At 60.9% G+C, this 17,995-nt stretch carries 10 protein-coding genes; 9 read left to right on the top strand and 1 reads right to left on the bottom strand.

The features are described from left to right. Positions 1–83 precede the first annotated feature (83 nt). The 7 genes from ALQ04_RS01385 to ALQ04_RS01355 all read left to right on the top strand — a co-directional run bounded on the left by ALQ04_RS01385 (position 84) and on the right by ALQ04_RS01355 (position 13,949). Positions 84–1,610 carry a TadE/TadG family type IV pilus assembly protein gene (locus tag ALQ04_RS01385; RefSeq protein ID WP_122313933.1) on the top strand — a complete coding sequence of 509 codons (1,527 nt, stop codon included), beginning with the start codon at positions 84–86 and terminating at the stop codon, positions 1,608–1,610. A gap of 42 nt (positions 1,611–1,652) precedes the next feature. Further along, positions 1,653–7,328: a beta-propeller fold lactonase family protein gene (locus tag ALQ04_RS01380; RefSeq protein ID WP_122313931.1), complete on the top strand. Its 5,676-nt coding sequence runs from the start codon at positions 1,653–1,655 to the stop codon at positions 7,326–7,328. Between the two features lie 23 nt (positions 7,329–7,351). Next, a complete protein-coding gene (locus ALQ04_RS01375; protein WP_221033379.1) occupies positions 7,352–9,049 on the top strand; it encodes a TolC family protein in 1,698 nt (565 codons plus the stop codon). Continuing rightward, positions 9,039–9,815 (top strand): efflux RND transporter periplasmic adaptor subunit, encoded by a 777-nt coding sequence (locus ALQ04_RS01370; RefSeq protein WP_221033378.1) that lies wholly within the window; start codon positions 9,039–9,041, stop codon positions 9,813–9,815. The genes ALQ04_RS01375 and ALQ04_RS01370 overlap by 11 nt, the downstream gene beginning before the upstream one ends. Continuing rightward, positions 9,812–11,161 (top strand): efflux RND transporter periplasmic adaptor subunit, encoded by a 1,350-nt coding sequence (locus tag ALQ04_RS01365; RefSeq protein WP_122313927.1) that lies wholly within the window; start codon positions 9,812–9,814, stop codon positions 11,159–11,161. The genes ALQ04_RS01370 and ALQ04_RS01365 overlap by 4 nt, the downstream gene beginning before the upstream one ends. A 3-nt stretch (positions 11,162–11,164) precedes the next feature. Next, complete coding sequence (locus tag ALQ04_RS01360) at positions 11,165–13,270, top strand: HlyD family efflux transporter periplasmic adaptor subunit (protein WP_122313925.1); 2,106 nt, start codon at positions 11,165–11,167, stop codon at positions 13,268–13,270. Positions 13,271–13,355: 85 nt separating this feature from the next. Continuing rightward, the gene (locus ALQ04_RS01355) at positions 13,356–13,949 is read left to right on the top strand and encodes a biliverdin-producing heme oxygenase (RefSeq protein WP_122313923.1); all 594 of its coding nucleotides are present in this window, start codon (positions 13,356–13,358) and stop codon (positions 13,947–13,949) included. Between the two features lie 58 nt (positions 13,950–14,007). On the opposite strand, the gene ALQ04_RS01350 is transcribed toward ALQ04_RS01355, so the two are convergent. Further along, positions 14,008–14,934 (bottom strand): LysR substrate-binding domain-containing protein, encoded by a 927-nt coding sequence (locus ALQ04_RS01350; RefSeq protein ID WP_122313921.1) that lies wholly within the window; start codon positions 14,932–14,934, stop codon positions 14,008–14,010. A gap of 227 nt (positions 14,935–15,161) precedes the next feature. On the opposite strand from ALQ04_RS01350, the gene ALQ04_RS01345 reads away from it, so the two are divergent. Together ALQ04_RS01345 and ALQ04_RS01340 are read left to right on the top strand one after the other, a co-directional pair. Further along, complete coding sequence (locus ALQ04_RS01345; protein ID WP_122313919.1) at positions 15,162–16,454, top strand: dicarboxylate/amino acid:cation symporter; 1,293 nt, start codon at positions 15,162–15,164, stop codon at positions 16,452–16,454. Between the two features lie 11 nt (positions 16,455–16,465). Continuing rightward, positions 16,466–17,959 (top strand): aspartate/glutamate racemase family protein, encoded by a 1,494-nt coding sequence (locus ALQ04_RS01340; RefSeq protein WP_122313917.1) that lies wholly within the window; start codon positions 16,466–16,468, stop codon positions 17,957–17,959. Positions 17,960–17,995: the final 36 nt, after the last annotated feature.

Below are 17,995 nucleotides of genomic sequence, written 5' to 3'. Positions count from 1 at the left end.
ATTCTTATTCTTGTATGAACCTCAAGGCTGCCGTAATGGCGGCCTGCTGATCCAATCCGGCTCCCTTCAGGAATGACCGCTTCATGCTCAATCGCAAGCTTCAGCGCGGTAACGTCGCGCCCTTCATGATTCTTGCCACTGGCGGCCTGTTACTGGCCAGTGCCTACGCGATAGACCTGACGCGCATGACCAGCAACGCCTCGCAACTCAAGCGCGCCACCGACGCCGCCGCGCTGGCCATCGGCCGGGCCAATGCCGACGGCGATGAGAACGTCAGCCAGGACCCGGTCGGGTTTGCCACCGCTTATGTGCGCCAGAACCTGGGCATGGACGCGCAGCTTCTGGATAACCTGGGTGAAGTCAGCGTCGAGGAGGGTCGCAGTGCCGACAGCAACCCGACCTACCGTGTAACCGCAACCTCCCGCCACGATCCGCAGGTCAGCGGCAATGCCAGCCAGGACCTGACCGTGCATTCCACGGCCGAGCTGATCAGCAAGCCGCTGGAGGTGGCGTTGGCGATTGATTCGTCAGTCAACTTTGCTTCGATAATCTCCGGCCCCAGTCCGGATGCGCAGATGCATATCGAAGCCACAGAGCATTTCCTGGGCCTACTCTTCGGCAAGGACAGCAGTGGAGAAACCCGCGAAGATAAGGACAACCTGCGGGTAGCCATTATTCCGTTCAGCAACGAGGTCAATCTGTACGACCCCGATTACAGCCGAAACAGTCAGCCACGGCTAAAAGAATGGACCACCCCGGACGCACTGATTACTGAAGATCCCATTCCGGCCTTGAGCACACGTGGTTTCTACAGGCAATACGGCGACCTGAGCAACATCATGTTTCCGGACCGCCGGGCCAGACGCCAGAGCTTCTACCGGGGAGACAACTACAGGGACAAGACCTATGACTGGATCGCATCTCCTGCCCAGTCAAAGATGCGCTTGACCGCAAACATGCTTTACCTCAACCCGGAGGACAATCGCCCTGTTGTTTCCGAGCGACGCATGTTTTCACTCAGCACAGTGGATGCAGACGGCGCTGACCAGACAATCATGACCGATCACACCATCCCCAACGCACCATTGCTGCCTCTGGAAGCCAGCCGCAGCAAGATCGAAGAGCGCGTGCGTGAAATCAAAGGCGACTGGCAGATCCATCCACTGCCAGGGCTGGTATGGGCCGGCAGCACCTTGTCACCCAACTGGCGTGGCAACAGTGGCTGGGGCGACAGCAAATATCCACTGGATTTCAATGCCGATGGCAGCGGCCCTAACCGCAAGGCAATTGTTTTGCTGATGAACTGGAATTCGGGCTCAGCCTGGCGTTCGGAAAAGGAAACACTGCGCGACTATCTCGATACCTGCCAGTCGTTCAGCGATAACGGCATCGTTTTCTACGCGGTGGTTCGCAACACCACAGACATCAATAGTCCAGGCGGACACTACGTGACGCCAGCCGACTGGCTGAACCCCTGCACCGATGGCGGCAAGCGCCTGCATGTCATTGAGGGGCAGTCATCGAACACCAGCGGCGACCTGCAGGCCGCGTTCGACAGCATCGCCAACGAACTCAAGAGCCAGGCCAACCGCGTATTGCTGATCGAATGATGCGCCTCCCCATTTGCGTTCCTGCCCCCAAGGATTGTTCCCATGACTGAGCGTTCCCCTGCCCGTCCGCGCCTCCAGCGTCTGTATCTGACGCTTGAACCGCGGATGATGTTCGACGCAGCGGCCGTTGCCACGGCTGCGGATGTCGCTGCTGCAAGCGAAGCGCAAGGCGCCAGTCAGGCAACGGATAAAAGCACCACCGAGCCTGCGGACACGGCGGCAGCAACGAGTGCCGCACACGAGGACAGCAGTACCTCAGGCAGCGATCAGCAAAGTGCCGCCAACAGCCAGCGCACTACCACGCTGGCGACCGAAAGCGGCGCTCATCTGAGTCTCGACGCCCTGAAAAGCCTTGAAACCCTGAGTAGCGTCAGCAGCCTGAGCGATATTGCCCAGGCCGAACTTTCCAGCGATGGCAGGACCCTGTATGTGGGCAGCAGTGAGGGTGAGCTGGCGATATTCAGCCGTAATTTCGACACGGGTGAACTGACGTTAAGCAATACCCTGACAAGCAGTGATACACAGCTCACCTCTCTCATCGATATGCAAATGAGCCAGGATGGCAAATCACTGATCATGACGGGCAAGCCCGTTACAGACAGCACCTTGGGCAATAATGCCCTTTCGGTATTCACTCGCGATACCACAACAGGACAACTGACCTATCTCGAAAGCCATGTCGTAAACTCCATCGAGAGTCTGTCTATCTCAGATGATGGTCGGTCGGTGTATGTGCTCACCGATAACGGCAACGGCGGCGTGGAAATCCTCAATCGCGATACCGTCAGCGGCTCACTGACATCGCTAGGGCACCTGAGATCCAGCTCCTGGAGTGAACCCTACATGTTCAGGGTTACATCCATGGTGCCCCATGGCGACTACGTCTTTTTCAGCGCCACCTTCCAGCAGCACACCCTGATCGCCTATCAACGCGATGCCGACGGCAATCTTGGCTCGCCGTTCTATATCCGTGACGGCCAGCAGGACAGCGCCGGCACCACGCTGTCGTTCAAGTCCCCCAGCCAGATCAACGTTTCGCCCGATGGCGAGACTTTGTATGTCACCACCTCCGAAGGCATCGTGACCGTCAGGGTCGAAGGTCAGTCCTTTGTGGTGCAGGGCACCCTGAGCCAGGCCAATATTACCTCCGCAGCCCTGAGCAGCAACGGCAGCACGCTCTACGCCACGCTCAGCGATGGCAGCATCAATCGCTACAGCGTCACGACTGCCGGCCTGGTGCTGCTCAACAGCACGGCGAGTAACCAGAGCGACGTCCGGGAAATCCAGCTCAGTGTCGATGGCGGCGTGATTGTCACCGGCTCCGGCATTGGCGTTCTTCAGGAAGCCAGCACCCGTTATCTGGAAGGCAGCCTTGCGCAACGGTTGAGCGATGCGCAGGTCAGCGATGCGACCCTGGACGCACTCGACGGCGGCAATGGTGACTACAACGGCGCCAGTTTCAGCGTCACACCGCAGCGCGGAACCAACGCCGAAGACCGCTTGAGCTTTCTCCAAACCGCCACCCTGACCTTGAGCAGTGACGGCACGCAGATCCTCAACAATGGCAACGCGATTGCCGACCTGGCCACCGACGGCTCCAGCCTGAGCATCACCTTTACCAGCCAGGTCAATTCCGCGCTGGCCAATCAGGTGCTGCAACAGATCGGCTACAACAACACCAGCTCGGATGCCGGCAGCCTGGCAGTCATGGTCCTGGCTTTCGATAACGGCCAGGGTGCGAGTACTTCGCTGAATGTGGAAGTGCGCCTGCTGGATATCAACAACGCCCCGACTCTCACCACGACCGCCAGCGACCCCAGATACTCCGCCCAGGGCAACCCGGTCAGCATGTTCCGCGACACTGTCATCGATACTGGCGAAAGAGCGCAGTTGGTCAGCGGCCTGGACTTGAGCGTTAGCGGTATCCAGGACGGGGCCAATGAAATGCTGGCCATCGACGGCGTGCGCATTGCCTTGACTGACGGCAATAGCGGCACCACCCGCAGCGGCCTGAGTTATACAGTCAGCGTCAGCGGCACAACCGCCAGTGTCAGCCTGAGTGGCGGCGCGCTCAGCGTGTCCAGTGCGCAAACGCTGATTGACGGTATCGGTTATTACAACGACAGCACCGCCATCAGCGGCCCTGATCGGGTGATCAGCCTGACGCTGATTCGCGACAACGGTACGACAGCCAATAACGGCATCGACAGCAGCGCGCTAAACCTGACGTCGACGGTGACCATGCGCGCCAACAGCGCACCGCTGCTCAGCGACGTACCGGGCAATCTGGACTACACCGAAAAAGCGCCTGCACTGCTACTGCTTGCAGACGCAGGCTTCAACGACGTCGAACTGGACAACGATGGCGATTACCGCGAGGCCAATATCCGGATCGTGCGCAGCGAAGGTGCCCATGCGGCCGATATCTTCGGCTTTCAGGAAGGCAATGGCTTTACCTTGTCCGCCGATGGCCAGCAAATATTCAAGGACGGCAACCTGATTGCCAGTTTCAGTCAGGTAGACGGCACTCTGGTTCTGACCTTCAGCGCCAGCCAGCCGGTCAGCGCCGCGGATGCCAATCAGGTCCTGAAACAGATTACCTATGCCAATGAAAACAGTGATCCGGGCAGTCAGATCAATCTGAACCTGTCGATCAACGATGGTGACGGCCTGACCTCGACGCTGCATGAAATCTCCATAACCGTGACCGAAATCAACGACGCCCCGGAGTTGACAGCCACTGCGCTGAACCCGACCCTGAGTTTCGGCAATAACAGCGCGCTGTTCAGCGACACCCTGATTTCGACCGTGGAGCAGGGTCAATCCATCGTTGGCCTGCGCCTGGAAATCAGCGGTCTGAGCGATGGCAGTCAGGAACGCCTGAACATTAATGGCACCCTTGTCGAACTGGTGGATGGCACCCGGACCGTCGGTGACTACACCTATACCGTGACCCTGTCGGCAGGCACCGCCACGCTGCTCATTACTCCCGCCAACGGCATCAGCACGGACGCGGCGCAAACCCTGGTCGACGGGATCCGCTACAGCAATGCCAGCCAGGCCCCGACTCTGGGCAACCGTACCGTAACGCTGGTCAGCATCCAGGACAGCGGCGGCACACTGGATGGCGGAACCGACGTCAGCGAGCTGAACATTGCTTCAACGCTGGAGGTCACCGCCAACACCGCACCCGGCGTCAGCAATCCGAATCTGGGCACGGTACTGACCTCCCCCAACATTACCGATCCGACACAACCCACTCATCTGGTACCCGGCAGCGTTGATTCGGCGCCCACGGCCATGAGCACTTCCAGCGACGGCAGGTTCGTCTATATCGTGGCCGGCAAGACCCTGACGATTTATGCCAGGACGGCAGACGGTCTGGTCGCGCAAGGCAGCTTCAGCGACGACCAGTATTTCAGCGACCGGGATATTTTCCTCGAAGGCCTGGACAGCGTGTCATCGGTGACCCTGTCAGCCGACGGCAGGTTTCTTTACGTGGCAGGTTCCGAGGCCACTTCCGAGAACGCTTCGGGCACCATTTCGACCATTACCCTGTACCAGCGCGACGTCATCAGCGGAGCACTCAGCTATGTCGGCGTTGTCGCCAGCAACGAAACGAGCACTGACTATTTCGGGCAAGTGGTGGTGTCTGCCGACGGTAACTCCATGTATGTGGTCAGCGCCGACAACTCAAACCCTGGCATCAGCGCCTTCACGATCAATGCCCAGGGCGGCCTGACCGAGGTCGGACATTTGTCGGACGGCATTGGCCAGGGCTCGGACCTGGTGATTTCCAGCGATGGCCGCTCGGTCTACGTCAGCGCCAGCTGGGACAACGGTATTGCCATCTTCAACCGTGATAGCACAAGCGGTGCGTTGACCTATGCAGGTTCTCTCACAACGCTGGGCAATGGCCAAAGCCTCACGTCAACCGGAGGACTTGGCCTGTCCAGCGACGGCAACTTCCTCTACGTCTCGGACAGAAGCAACAACTCGGTCAGGATTTTAAGCCGCGCCAGCGATGGCAGCCTGACCCTGGCAGGCACCATCAGGGATGGACTGAGCAGCGTCTACTCACTGACCGACATCAGCCTCAGCGCCGATGGCAGTGCCCTGTATCTGGGCCACAACGGCAGTGATCCAAGCCTGCTGGTGTACAGCAGGGACGCCACGACCGGCGCCTTGAGCTTCGTTCGTGCCTACTCTTCATCGACAGGTTTCGAGCACCTCGTCAGCGCCGCAGACGGCAGCCTGTATGCGCTGGGCAGTAGCTGGTCAGGTTCGGATGTGGTGATATTGAGCAGCCCGACCAGCGCTGCACATTTTACCCAGGGCGGCGATGCAGTGCTGCTTGCGCCTCACGGGCTGCTCAGCGACGCCGAGCTGGATGCGCTGAACGAGGGCGCAGGCAATTACAACGGCGCCATCCTGACTCTGGAACGAGCACAAGGCGCCAGTGCCGACGACCGTTTCGGCCTGCAAGGCTCGGCAAGCGTCAGCCTGTCCAGCGATGGCAGCCAGATCCTGCTCAACAACAGCGCCATTGCCACGTTCAGCCAGGACGCTGGTCGCCTGACCATCCGTTTTATCGGCGATATCAGTCAGGCCCAGGCGCAATCGGTGCTGCAACAGCTGACCTATGGCAACAACGCCTCAACGCCGCCTGCCCAGGTGCAACTGGCGGTCAGCCTCAACGATGGATTGCTGAGCTCGACCAGCACCCCTTTCAGCGTCGCGATCACGGCCAGCAGTACGCCCGGCACGACGCCGCCCGTGACTGGTGGCGATGGAACGGTCGTGACACCGCCAGTCAGCGGAGGTGGCGAAACAGGCGTCACGCCACCGGTAACGGACAATGGCGGCACCGTCATCACCCCGCCGCCTACTGCCGGGGAAGCCCCGGTTATCGCACCGTCGAACAGCGTGACCGAGCCGGTCATCGTGCCCCTGCAATCGGCACCGCTGCTGGGCCTGCGCCCGAACGGCTTCGCCGAGCGCAGCAGCGTCGAGTCGGCCAATGCCCCCTTGCCAACGACCCTCGGCCAGAGCGGCATGCCGACAGACAGAAACAGCCTGTTCAGCACTGTGCTGCCCGACGCCAACGGTCTGGAATCGAGCCAGCGCAGTGTCAGCGAGCAACTGCTCGGCAGTAGCAGCATCCTCGGCGACACCCTGGCTTCCAGCCAATCGGCACAGACGGGAGAACTCTGGCAGATGCAGGTCGATACCCGCAGCGATGCCCGGACCAGCGAAGTGCAACTGCCGCAATCGTTGCTCAGTGCCAGCCAGGGCAGCCCGCTGCTACGCCTGAACAATGGTTTGCCTCTGCCCGCCTGGATTCGTTTCGACCCGCGCAGCGGCAAGCTGAGCGTCGATAACCGCCAGTTGGCCAGCGCACAACGCCTGAATCTGCTGCTGATCACCCGCGACAGCTCAGGCAAGGAACAACGCACGCCGGTGCAGATCGAGACCGGTGAGCGGCCTCAAGGTGCCGCTACCCAACAGACACCGGCAGCCCCTCAAGTACCAGTGCCCGCAGCAGAACAGGCCCTGCGCGTACAACTGCAGGACAGCGCGCCGAGCCTGAACCTGGCACGTCAGGCCGAAAGCCTGCTGGAAAGCCTGCTCTCGCTGCTGGACAACCACCACGCGCCAACACGCGATACAGAAACAGTCGCCAACGCAGCGACCAACAACGACCAGCGCGTCGCATGATCTTTTTCAGGGGAAACGCAACAATGTTCAGACTCACCCAAGAACAGCGCCTGTCTGGCTTTGCGCTGCGCAAGACAACTCTGTGCCTGGCCATCGGCTGCATCGTGGCCGGCCTGAGCGCCTGCGCGGTCAAACCCGAGCCCGTCAGCCTGGAACAGCAACTGGCCCAGGCCAGCACCGACCGCAGCAAGATGTTCGATCAGCAGGAACCCCTGAGCCGTCCGGTCAGCCTCAACGAAGCCATGGCCCGGGCGGTGAAATACAACCTGCAACAACGTCTGGGCCTGATGGAACAGGCCATGGAAGAAGGCCTGCTCGATATCCAGAACCTGAGCATGCTGCCGCAACTGGCTGCCCGCGCAGGCTGGCGTGGCCGCGACAATGTCGCAGGATCGTCCAGCGAATCGGTGCGTACCCGCACCCAGTCGCTGGAGCCGTCCACCAGTTCTGATCGCTCGGGGCATACGGCTGACTTGCAGTTGTCGTGGAACGTACTGGATTTCGGCATCAGCTATTTCGGTGCCAAAGTCCAGGCCAACAAGAGCCTGGCCGCCGAAGAACGGCGCCGACGCGTGATTGCCGACATCATCCAGCAAGTGCGTACCGCTTACTGGGACGCCGCCACCGCACAACGCCTCAAGCCTCAGGTGCAAGCAACTCTGGTCCAGGCCCGCGCCGCACTGGAGCAGGCGCGTGTGACCGAACGCGAGCGACTGCTGACGCCAATCGACTCGCTGCGCTACCAGAAAAGCCTGGTGGAAATGATCCGCCAGCTGGAAGTGCTGGACGGAGAACTGGCACTGGCCAAGTCGCGTCTGGCCGGGCTGATGAACATCCCGCCAGCCAGCCAGTACACCCTGGCGGTTCCGGATGACGCCAGCATGACGCCGCCCAGCGTGGCCTACAGCCTGGATGATCTGGAAACCCTGGCCATGACCCGCCGCCCGGAAATCCGCGAGGAAACCTATCAGGCCCGCAATGCGGTGCTGGAAACCCGCATGGCGATGCTCAAACTGCTGCCCGGCGTCAATCTGTTCGCCGGCCTGAACCGTGATAGCAACAGCTATCTGGTCAATGAGCAATGGGCCGATGCGGGCATGCAGATCAGTTGGAATCTGATGAGCGTGCTGTCTTACTCGTCGATCAGGAAAACCGGTGAAAACCGCGAAGCCGTGGCCGAATTACGCCGTCAGGCAGTGCGCATGGCGGTGCTGACTCAAGTCAACGTGGCCTGGCAGCAATACCAGCGCGCCAACCAACTGTTCGAGCGCTCCAACGAACTGCAACGCTTGCAGGACGGCATCCTCGCGCAAAGTGAAAGTGCCTACAGCAGCCAGGCGCAGAGCCTGCTGGAAAAAGTCCGGATCGAAACCGAAACCGTGCTGGCGAAACGTACTCGTGATCGCAGCTTTGCCGAGCTGCAGGCCACTTACGGCGCCATCCAGCAGGCCGCCGGGCTCGACCCCCTGCCCCAGCGTCTGGCTGGCGAAAGCATTGCCGAACTGACCCAGGCCATCGCCCGCAATGCAGTGGAACTGGCCCGTGGTCAGGTGCAGATCCCACGCCATGAAACGCCGCTGAATGCTGCTGCGCCAAACAACCCGCTACCCGCCAGAGCCGTCGCCATTATGCCGGTCGCCCGGGTCGATATGTTCGACAGCCTGGGCTCGCTGCAAGGCGCGGAGCTCAAGGAACAAGGAAGCGCGGCCCATGCACGCTGAGCAACCTGCAAGCCGCAGCGCCCTGAAAAGCGCTTCGCAGACCTGGCTGGCGATCCTGATCGGCGTCGCCGCGAACATGGCCCATGGCGCAGATCCGCAACCGACTCTGCGCGTGCAACTCAGCCCGATTGCCCAGACCACCCTGTCCAGTGAAGTGGCCGGAAAAATCACCGAGCTGTCGATCAAGGAAGGTGAACGCTTCAAGAAGGGTGACCGGCTGGTGGCCTTCGATTGCAGCGTCTACCAGGCACAGTTGAACCGCACCGCCGCCGTGCAGGAAGGCGCACGCAAGAAGCTTGAAGTCGCCAATCGTCTCGACAAGCTCAACTCCATCAGCGTCGCCGATGTTACCCAGGCCCAGGCGGCGATGGCCGTTGCCAGAGCCGAGAGCGGGATCAATCAGGCGATTCTGGGCCGCTGCGCGATCAGTGCGCCCTTCTCCGGGCGAGTGGCTGCGCGCAAGGCGCAACGCTGGGAGTACGTGGCCGAGGGCAAGGAGCTGCTGAGCATCTACGATGACAGCGCCTACGAACTGGAACTGATCGTGCCATCCAACTGGCTGCGCTGGCTCAAGCCGGGCCAGAACTTCAGCGTCCATCTGGACGAAAGCGGCCGGGACTATCCGGCGCAGATCAGCCGGATAGGCGCGATCATCGATCCGGTCAGCCAGTCGGTGAAAGTGTTCGGACGCATCACCCAGAGCGATGACAGCCTGCTGCCCGGCATGAGCGGCGTGGCGAAGCTGAGCGCGCCGGGTGAGTCATGAGTCAGGCGCCCACCGCACAACCTCACAGCCGCTCCATGGAACACCTGACCTTGCTGGTCCAGCTGGAGCAGCAAGTGCGCGCCGCCGACAGCCTGCAAGCGCTGGGCTTCATCATGCTCAACGACAGCCGCACGCTGCTCGAATATCGCCAGGCGATCCTCTGGCGCTGCGACACGCAAAAGCTGCAAGGCTTCTCAGGGCTGGCGGTGGTGGAGCAGCAAGCGCCCATGGTCAGCTGGCTGAACCGCCAGTGCCGGCGCTGGGAGCAGACCGACCATGCCCGGCAAATCCATGAGCTGAGCGTCTCGACGCTGGCCACCGAAGACCAGCCGCAATGGAACGAGTATTTTGCGCAGCACTTGATCTGGCTGCCGCTGCAAAAAGCCGGCGGTCCGCTGCTCGGCGCTTTGCTGCTGAGTCGCGATGCACCGCTGCGCGACACCGAGCGTCTACTGGCACCCTTGCTTCTGGATTGTTATGGCCACGCCTGGAGCAGCCTGCTGGGACATCGCCCGCGCCGCCAACTGCCGGGCAAGCGCAAGCGACTCTGGTGGCTTGCCGCACTGGCCATGGCCGCCGTCTTGATGCTGCCGGTGCGCCAGTCGGTATTGGCTCCGGCAGAAATCGTCGCCCGTGACCCGGCGGTGCTGCGTGCGCCTCTGGCTGCTGTAGTCGATCGGATTCTGGTCCAGCCCAATCAGCGAGTCAGCGCAGGCCAGCCACTGGTGCAGCTCGACACCCGTGAACAGACCAACCACCTGGAGTCGGCGCGTCAGGCCTATGCCGTGGCCGATGCTGAACTGCGTCAGGCTCAGCAACAGGCGCTGTTCGACGAGCGTAGCAAGGCAACGCTGGCCACTTTGCAAGGCCGCCGCGAGCAGGCCGCAAACGATGTCGGGTTCTATACCGCCAACCTCAAGCGTCTGCGCATTGACGCGCCCCGTGACGGCATTGCGATTTTCGATGATCCCAGTGACTGGATCGGCCGTCCCGTCACTCTGGGTGAGCGCATCATGCTGATTGCCGAGCCGCAGGATGCCGATCTGGAAATCCAGTTGCCGGTTGCCGATGCCATCGACCTGCAACCTCAAACACCGGTGAAACTGTTCCTCAATACCGACCCTGGTGCTCCCTTGACGGCCACTCTGCAACGCATCGGCTATCGCGCCAGCGTCAATCCCGACGGCATCATGGCCTATCGGTTGAAGAGTAGCTTCGACGCTCAGGACCCGCGCATCCGTATCGGCCTCAAAGGCAGCGCCAAACTGTATGCCGAGCCGACCGTGCTGTTCTATTACCTGCTGCGCCGCCCGTTGGCCGCCCTGCGTATTCATGTGGGCCTGTAACTGATGGACCTGCCAGCCCTGCGCCAGGAACTGAAACTGCATCGCGGCCCGCGGCTGCGCGACGGCTCACCGAGCTGGACCCTGGAAGACCCGGCGCGTGGACAGTTCTTCCGCCTCGGCTGGGCCGAAGTGGAAATGCTCGCACGCTGGGAAACCGGCAATAGCCAAAAGGTGCTCGACGCGATCAATACCCGGACCTCCCTGACTCTGGACATCGAGGACGTCAAAGGCTTCGCGGCGTTTCTGGGCAACCTGCAACTGATTCAGACTCAAGGCCCGGAGGGCAACCAGCGCTTGCTCAGGATCAGCCAGCAACAAAGCCACGGCTGGGCTGGCTGGCTACTGCACAACTACCTGTTCGTACGCATTCCGCTGGTCAACCCCGATGCGTTTCTGCAGCGCAGCCTGCCGTGGGTTCGGCCATTGATGAGTCGCGGCTTTGGCCTTCTGACCTTGCTGGCAGGCCTGATCGGCCTGATTCTGGTCGCCCGGCAGTGGGACGTTTTCGTGCATACCTTCCTGCACTTCTTCACCCTGGAAGGCGCGCTGCTGGCGGCCATCACCCTGGGCTGCACCAAGGTGCTTCACGAACTGGGCCATGCCTACACCTGCAAGCGTTTCGGTTGCCGGGTTGCCAGCATGGGCGTGGCCTTGCTGGTTATGTGGCCGGTGCTCTACACCGACACCACCGGAGCCTGGCGCCTGACCTCACGGCGGCAACGGCTGGCCATCGGCGCCGCGGGCATGCTGGTCGAACTGTCGCTGGCGGCCTGGGCCACCCTGCTCTGGAGCTTTCTGCCGGACGGCCCGTGGCGCAGTGCGGCCTTCATGCTGGCGACCACCACCTGGATTCTGACCCTGGCGATCAACCTCAGTCCGCTGATGCGCTTCGATGGCTACTTTCTGTTATCCGATGCACTCGACGTACCCAACCTGCAAGGCCGTGGCTTTGCCCTGGCCCGCTGGCGTCTGCGCGAATGGCTGTTCGGCCTCAAGGATCCGCGTCCGGAAGTGTTCGAGCCCTGGCTGGAGCGCACGCTGCTGATCTACGCCTTCGGCACCTGGATCTACCGTTTTTTCCTGTTTCTGGGCATTGCCCTGCTGGTCTATCACTTCGCATTCAAGTTGTTGGGGCTGCTGTTATTCGCCGTCGAGATCGGCGTTTTCATCCTGATGCCGATCTTCCGCGAGTTGCAACACTGGGCCAGGCGCCGCAAGGACTACCGCATGAACCGCAATACCCTGATTACCGCCACCGTGCTCACCGCACTGCTGCTCGCGGCATGCCTGCCATGGCGCAGCAGCGTGCAGGCTCCAGCGCTGCTGCGCGCCAGCCAGCAGGCCACGTTACTGGTGCCCAATGGCGCGCGACTGCAAAACATTCATGTAAAACCCGGTCAGGTGCTGCAGCGCGATCAAGCCATGTTCAGTCTCGAAGCGCCCACCCTCAGCCATGAGCTGAGCAGTCTTGAACTACAGATCAAGACCCTGCGCTGGCAACTGAGCTTCCAGCACATGGACAAGGACACCGCCGCCCGCCTGCCCGTGGTCCAGCGCGAACTGGACAGCGCCCAGGAGCGCTACAACGCCTTACGTAGCCAGATCGAACAATTGCAGATTCGTGCGCCTTTCGACGGCACGCTGGTGGACATCGCCGAACCTCTGGCGGCGGGTCAATGGCTGCCGCCCGGAGAATGGCTGGCGACCCTTGCCGCACCCGACAACGGGCTGATCGAAGCCTTTGTCAGCGAACAGGACATGCAGCGCATCGCGGCAGACAATCGTGCCTGGTTCTATCCCGAGGACTTGTCCAGAGCGCGCATCGAGTTGCAGGTCCGCAGCATTGAGCAGACCGCCGTACGCAAACTGACTTCGGCTCCCGAGCTGGCTTCGGATTATCAAGGCAGTATCGCCACCCGCCTGAACAAGGAACACGAGCCGATACCGGAACAGGCGGTCTACCGGGTTCTGCTGCGTCCGAGCGGACCGTCACCCGCTATCGAACAGGCCATCCGGGGCAACGTCAGCATCGACGCCGAGACGCGCAGCCCGCTGCTGCATGCCTGGAAAAACGTGGTAGCGGTACTTATACGCGAAGCCGCTTTCTGACCTTAACAACTCTTAATGGACCGGCGATTGTTGGCGCCGGAAGCGGACTTTATGGTGATGCTCTACTTTCATGCTGGAGTCCGAGATGTCCACCGCCACCCTTGCAGAACCGCTGTCACGCGCCAAACGACTGAAGACCGGAACCCATACCGAACACGAAAACATCAACGACCTGGTCATGCGCAACGAGCCTTTCCGCAGCATTGAAAACTACGGCAACTTCCTGCGCCTGCAACACGGTTTTCATGGTGCGCTGCAACCGGTCTACCTCAATGAAAGCCTCAACGAACTGCTGCCCGGTTTGAGCCAGCTCAACCGTTTCCCGGCCGTCGAAGCCGACCTGAACGACCTGGCACTGCCAACGCCACAAAGCCCGCAGCCAGCGAGTATCGAATCGGCCTACCAGGCACTCGGCTGGCTGTATTGCAGCGAAGGTTCAAACCTCGGCGCGGCGATCCTGTACAAACAAACTCGCCAGCTCGACCTGCACGAAACCCACGGCGCCCGTCACCTCGCCGCCCACGAAGACGGCCGCGCCCTGCACTGGCGCGCCTTCGTCCAGCAACTGGACGCCCTGGAACTGACGGAAGAACAGGACCAGGAAGTGATCGCCGGCGCACGGGCAGCGTTTGATTTTTATCGGGATCAGTTGCATCGGGTGTATGGCACGGCGGTTTGAAATACGCCTTCGCGGATGAATCCGCTCCTGCGAGTGGGAGCAATTCAGTTGAAAGTGATCACTCCACCGGCATGGAGACACACCGCGAAGCCCCCTCCAGAGTCTTCCACAAATCCCGCATGGTCGGATTCTGATTGGCAATGGCGCAATACGAGCGAATCTCCAGTCGTGTGCTCCACTCCTCGCCCCCGGCCCTGACCAGCAGTCCACGCTCCAGCTCGTCGACCACCGCGCTTTGCGGCAGCCAGGCTACGCCGTAGCCTTCGATGGCCATGCGCATCAGGAGCATGGCCATGTCGGCTTCGTAGCAGCGTTCCAGTTTGACCGGAGACGGGCCGTTCTTGATGACGATGTCGGCGACCCGGCCCAGGAAGGTGGTTGCGGTGTAGGCCAGATGCGGGACGGGCTTTGCAGTGCTGCCAGGCAGGCGGTACAGCGGCTGGCCTTTCTTGTCGGGAGCGCACAAGGGAATGAATGCATCGTGCCCAAGAGCGAGGCTGCCGAAGCGTTCGGCGTTCAGCAGGATCGGTGCGAGCGGATGGTGGTAGACGATCATCAGGTCGCAACTGCCCTCCTCCAGCGCAATCACCGCGTCATGGATGTTGGCTGCTACGACCCGCGCATTGAATTGCTCATTGTGTTGCTGAAACTGCGAAAGCCATTTGGGCAGGAAGGTCATCGACAGACTGTGCCCCGCCGTGACCTGGATGGATCGCCCGGGCATGCGTTCCACTTCGCGCAGGGTTGAGCGCAGTCTGAGCAGACCCGCCAGCGCTTCGCGGCTTTCTTCACAGAAGGCGCTGCCGGCTGCGGTGAGGCGCACGGGATAGGTGCCGCGGTCGACCAGTTCGACGCCAACCCACTCTTCCAGAGAGCGGATCCGCCGCGACAAGGCCGGTTGGGTCACGCAGCGGATTTCGGCCGCCCGGGAGAAGTTCTTCCATTCGGCGATGGCCTGAAGATCGTCCAGCCACTTGATTTGCATGCATGTCTCTCCTGCGCTGAGAGGCGCATTTTATGTCGGCTTCACGACGCTATAGCGGCTATTTCGCCAACTATTCCAAAAGCGCATGGGTTTAGCCGGATTACTCATCATGCCGTTCAGGCGCTTGCCTAGAATCGCCACAGCACCGGGGCCAAAAGAGCCATTGGGCCAATCAGACTTGTCTCCTGCCGAATAAAAAGATCAAAAAATCACTTGAGGACAGCTTCGTGAAGAAAAACAGACTTCCCCGGCAAATTGCGATGGGCATTGCACTTGGCGTGCTGGTGGGTTGGGCGTGTCATCATTTCGCAGGAAGCGAGCAGGATGCCAAACGGATTGCCTCCTACTTTTCGATGATTACCGATATTTTCCTGCGCATGATCAAGATGATCATCGCGCCTCTGGTATTCGCGACGCTGGTCGGTGGCATTGCCAGCATGGGCAACTCCAGGTCAGTCGGACGCATCGGGTTGCGGGCCATGACCTGGTTCGTGACCGCTTCGGTGATCTCGCTGGCGATCGGCATGGGCCTGGTCAATCTGTTTCAGCCCGGCGCCGGACTGAATATGGAAGTCGCCCAGCAGGCGACAGCGGCCGTACCGGTCAATACTGGCGATTTCAGTCTCAAGGTATTCATCGGCCATGTGTTCCCGCGCAGTATTGCCGAGGCCATGGCTAACAATGAAATCCTGCAGATTGTGGTGTTCTCGCTGTTCTTCGGCTTTGCCCTGGCTGGCGTCAGGCGCGCCGGTTACACCAGGATTACCGACACTATCGATGAGCTGGCCAAGGTGATGTTCAAGATCACCGATTACGTCATGGCTCTGGCACCGATTGGTGTGTTTGCCGCCATCGCATCGGCGATCACTACCCAGGGGCTCGGTTTGCTGGTGGATTACGGCAAACTGATCGCCGAGTTCTATCTGGGCATTGCGGTGCTCTGGGTGGTGCTGTTTGCTGCCGGTTACCTGTTTCTCGGGCGCTCGGTGTTCACCCTGGGCAAGCTGATTCGCGAGCCTATTCTGCTGGCGTTTTCGACCGCCAGCAGCGAGTCGGCCTACCCCAAGACCATGGAAGCCCTGGAAAAATTCGGCGCGCCCAAGCGGGTATCCAGCTTCGTGTTGCCGCTGGGTTATTCGTTCAACCTCGATGGCTCGATGATGTACCAGGCTTTCGCCATCCTGTTCATCGCCCAGGCCTATAACATCGACCTGAGCTTCACCCAGCAACTGTTGATCCTCTTGACCCTGATGATCACCAGCAAGGGCATGGCCGGCGTGGCACGTGCCTCGGTGGTCGTGGTTGCCGCCACACTGCCGATGTTCAACCTGCCGGAAGCCGGGCTGTTGCTGATTATCGGGATCGATCAGTTCCTGGACATGGCGCGCACCGCCACCAACGTGGTGGGCAACAGCATCGCCACTGCCGTAGTCGCGAAATCGGAGCCACATGCAGAGCTGGATGAGGACGCCGATAACCCAGCGGCTGCCAATCCCGCACACCCGGTTACGGTCGCCTGAGGAATCTCGCCATGAAGAGCAAATCGAAGTCGGCCAGCAAGGAAGCCCCGGGCCGCAAGCTAGGAATTGTCGGGGGGCTGGGTTCTCTGGCTGGCGGTGACCTCTTCTACAAGCTGGTCAAATCCAGAGCGGTGCTTGAGGATCAGGGCCGTTACCATTTCCTGTTCGAGCAGCACCCGTTCAAGGACGTGCTGCTGCCTCTGGACCAGGGCGCGAACATGACGTCGCGCAAGTTCTATGTGTTTCAGGTGTGCAAGTCGTTCGAGGAAAGCGGCGTCGATGCGGTGATTCTGCCCTGCTTCGCCAGCCATACGTTCCGGGCCGAAATCCAGGAAGAACTGGGCATTCCGGTACTGGACATGATGCACGCGCTGGCCCGGTATATTCGCAGCATGGCCAGACCCGGAACCACCCTGGGCGTGATTGCCTCGGACTTCGTCGTTCATTCAGGGCTGTTCGAGCGCTATCTGGGTCAGGACTTCCGGATCGTCTATCCCGATACGCAAGCACAGTCGGCACTGATGGAAGCGATGTACGGGGTCAGCGGCATCAAGGACGGACATCTCGAAGGGGCCCCGCTGGAGACGGTCTATCAGGCGTGTCTGGCCCTGCAGGCACAGGGCGCCACGCTGATCGTCCCCGGCATGACGGAACTGTCACTGGTCTGCGCCGACCTGCAGCGTCGCGGGATATCGGTTCTGGATATCAATGAGATCCACGCGAACTTCGCGACCCAGGAGCACGGCCAACCCGCGCAACCGCCGTTCAAGCTGGGGATTGTCGGCGGCGTCGGCCCCGCCGCAACGGTGGATTTCATGAGCAAGGTGGTTGCGCATACGCCTGCGGGAAAGGACCAGGAACACATCAAGATGGTGGTCGAGCAGAACCCGCAGATCCCCGACCGGACCGCCAGCCTGCTACGCAATGAAACCGATCCGACCATGGCCCTGTACGCAACCTGCAAGCGCCTGGAAAGCGCGGGAGCCAATGCCATCGCCATTCCCTGCAATACCGCTCATGCATTTGTCGAGCGTATCCAGCCGCATTTGCGGGTGCCCATCGTCAATATGTTGAGCGAAACGGTGGAGTGGATCGTGCAGCGCTACGGCTCGGGCAAGAGCGTCAGCCTGCTGGCAACCTCCGGTACCGTGCAGAGTCAGGTCTACCACGAGGCCGCACGGCGCGCCGGGTTGCAGCTCATCACGCCGGGGTTCGATTACCAGAACATGGTGATGGAGGCGATCTACGGCGAACGCGGGATCAAGGCCGGATTTACCGAAGGGCTCTGCCGGGAACAACTGCTGCTGACGGCGGAGCATCTGTGCGAGCTGGGCGCTGACGTGTTGATTCTGGGCTGCACGGAATTGCCACTGGTGCTGGCGCATAGCGAGGTGTTTCGGATCAATCGGCATCATGTTTCGCTGGTCGATCCGACGGCAATTCTGGCGATGAAATGTGTCGGGCTGGCGGGAGATCGCGGCATGTCTCCAACCCAGCTTTTATAGCTCAAAGATTTTTACATGCGGTTACATCCACATCTA

This window comes from Pseudomonas cichorii (assembly GCF_003700275.1).
Taxonomy (GTDB): Bacteria; Pseudomonadota; Gammaproteobacteria; order Pseudomonadales; family Pseudomonadaceae; genus Aquipseudomonas; species Aquipseudomonas cichorii_B.
Note: the sequence above shows the minus strand (reverse complement) of the source record. Positions and strands in the feature narration are given on the sequence as shown.

Bases quoted from the DNA above. Each gene is read 5' to 3' on its own strand.
- ALQ04_RS01350 (WP_122313921.1), bottom strand. From the start codon at position 14,934: ATGCAAATCAAGTGGCTGGACGATCTTCAGGCCATCGCCGAATGGAAG.
- ALQ04_RS01340 (WP_122313917.1), top strand. From the start codon at position 16,466: ATGAAGAGCAAATCGAAGTCGGCCAGCAAGGAAGCCCCGGGCCGCAAG.
- ALQ04_RS01365 (WP_122313927.1), top strand. From the start codon at position 9,812: ATGAGTCAGGCGCCCACCGCACAACCTCACAGCCGCTCCATGGAACAC.
- ALQ04_RS01355 (WP_122313923.1), top strand. From the start codon at position 13,356: ATGTCCACCGCCACCCTTGCAGAACCGCTGTCACGCGCCAAACGACTG.
- ALQ04_RS01380 (WP_122313931.1), top strand. From the start codon at position 1,653: ATGACTGAGCGTTCCCCTGCCCGTCCGCGCCTCCAGCGTCTGTATCTG.
- ALQ04_RS01385 (WP_122313933.1), top strand. From the start codon at position 84: ATGCTCAATCGCAAGCTTCAGCGCGGTAACGTCGCGCCCTTCATGATT.
- ALQ04_RS01375 (WP_221033379.1), top strand. From the start codon at position 7,352: ATGTTCAGACTCACCCAAGAACAGCGCCTGTCTGGCTTTGCGCTGCGC.
- ALQ04_RS01360 (WP_122313925.1), top strand. From the start codon at position 11,165: ATGGACCTGCCAGCCCTGCGCCAGGAACTGAAACTGCATCGCGGCCCG.
- ALQ04_RS01370 (WP_221033378.1), top strand. From the start codon at position 9,039: ATGCACGCTGAGCAACCTGCAAGCCGCAGCGCCCTGAAAAGCGCTTCG.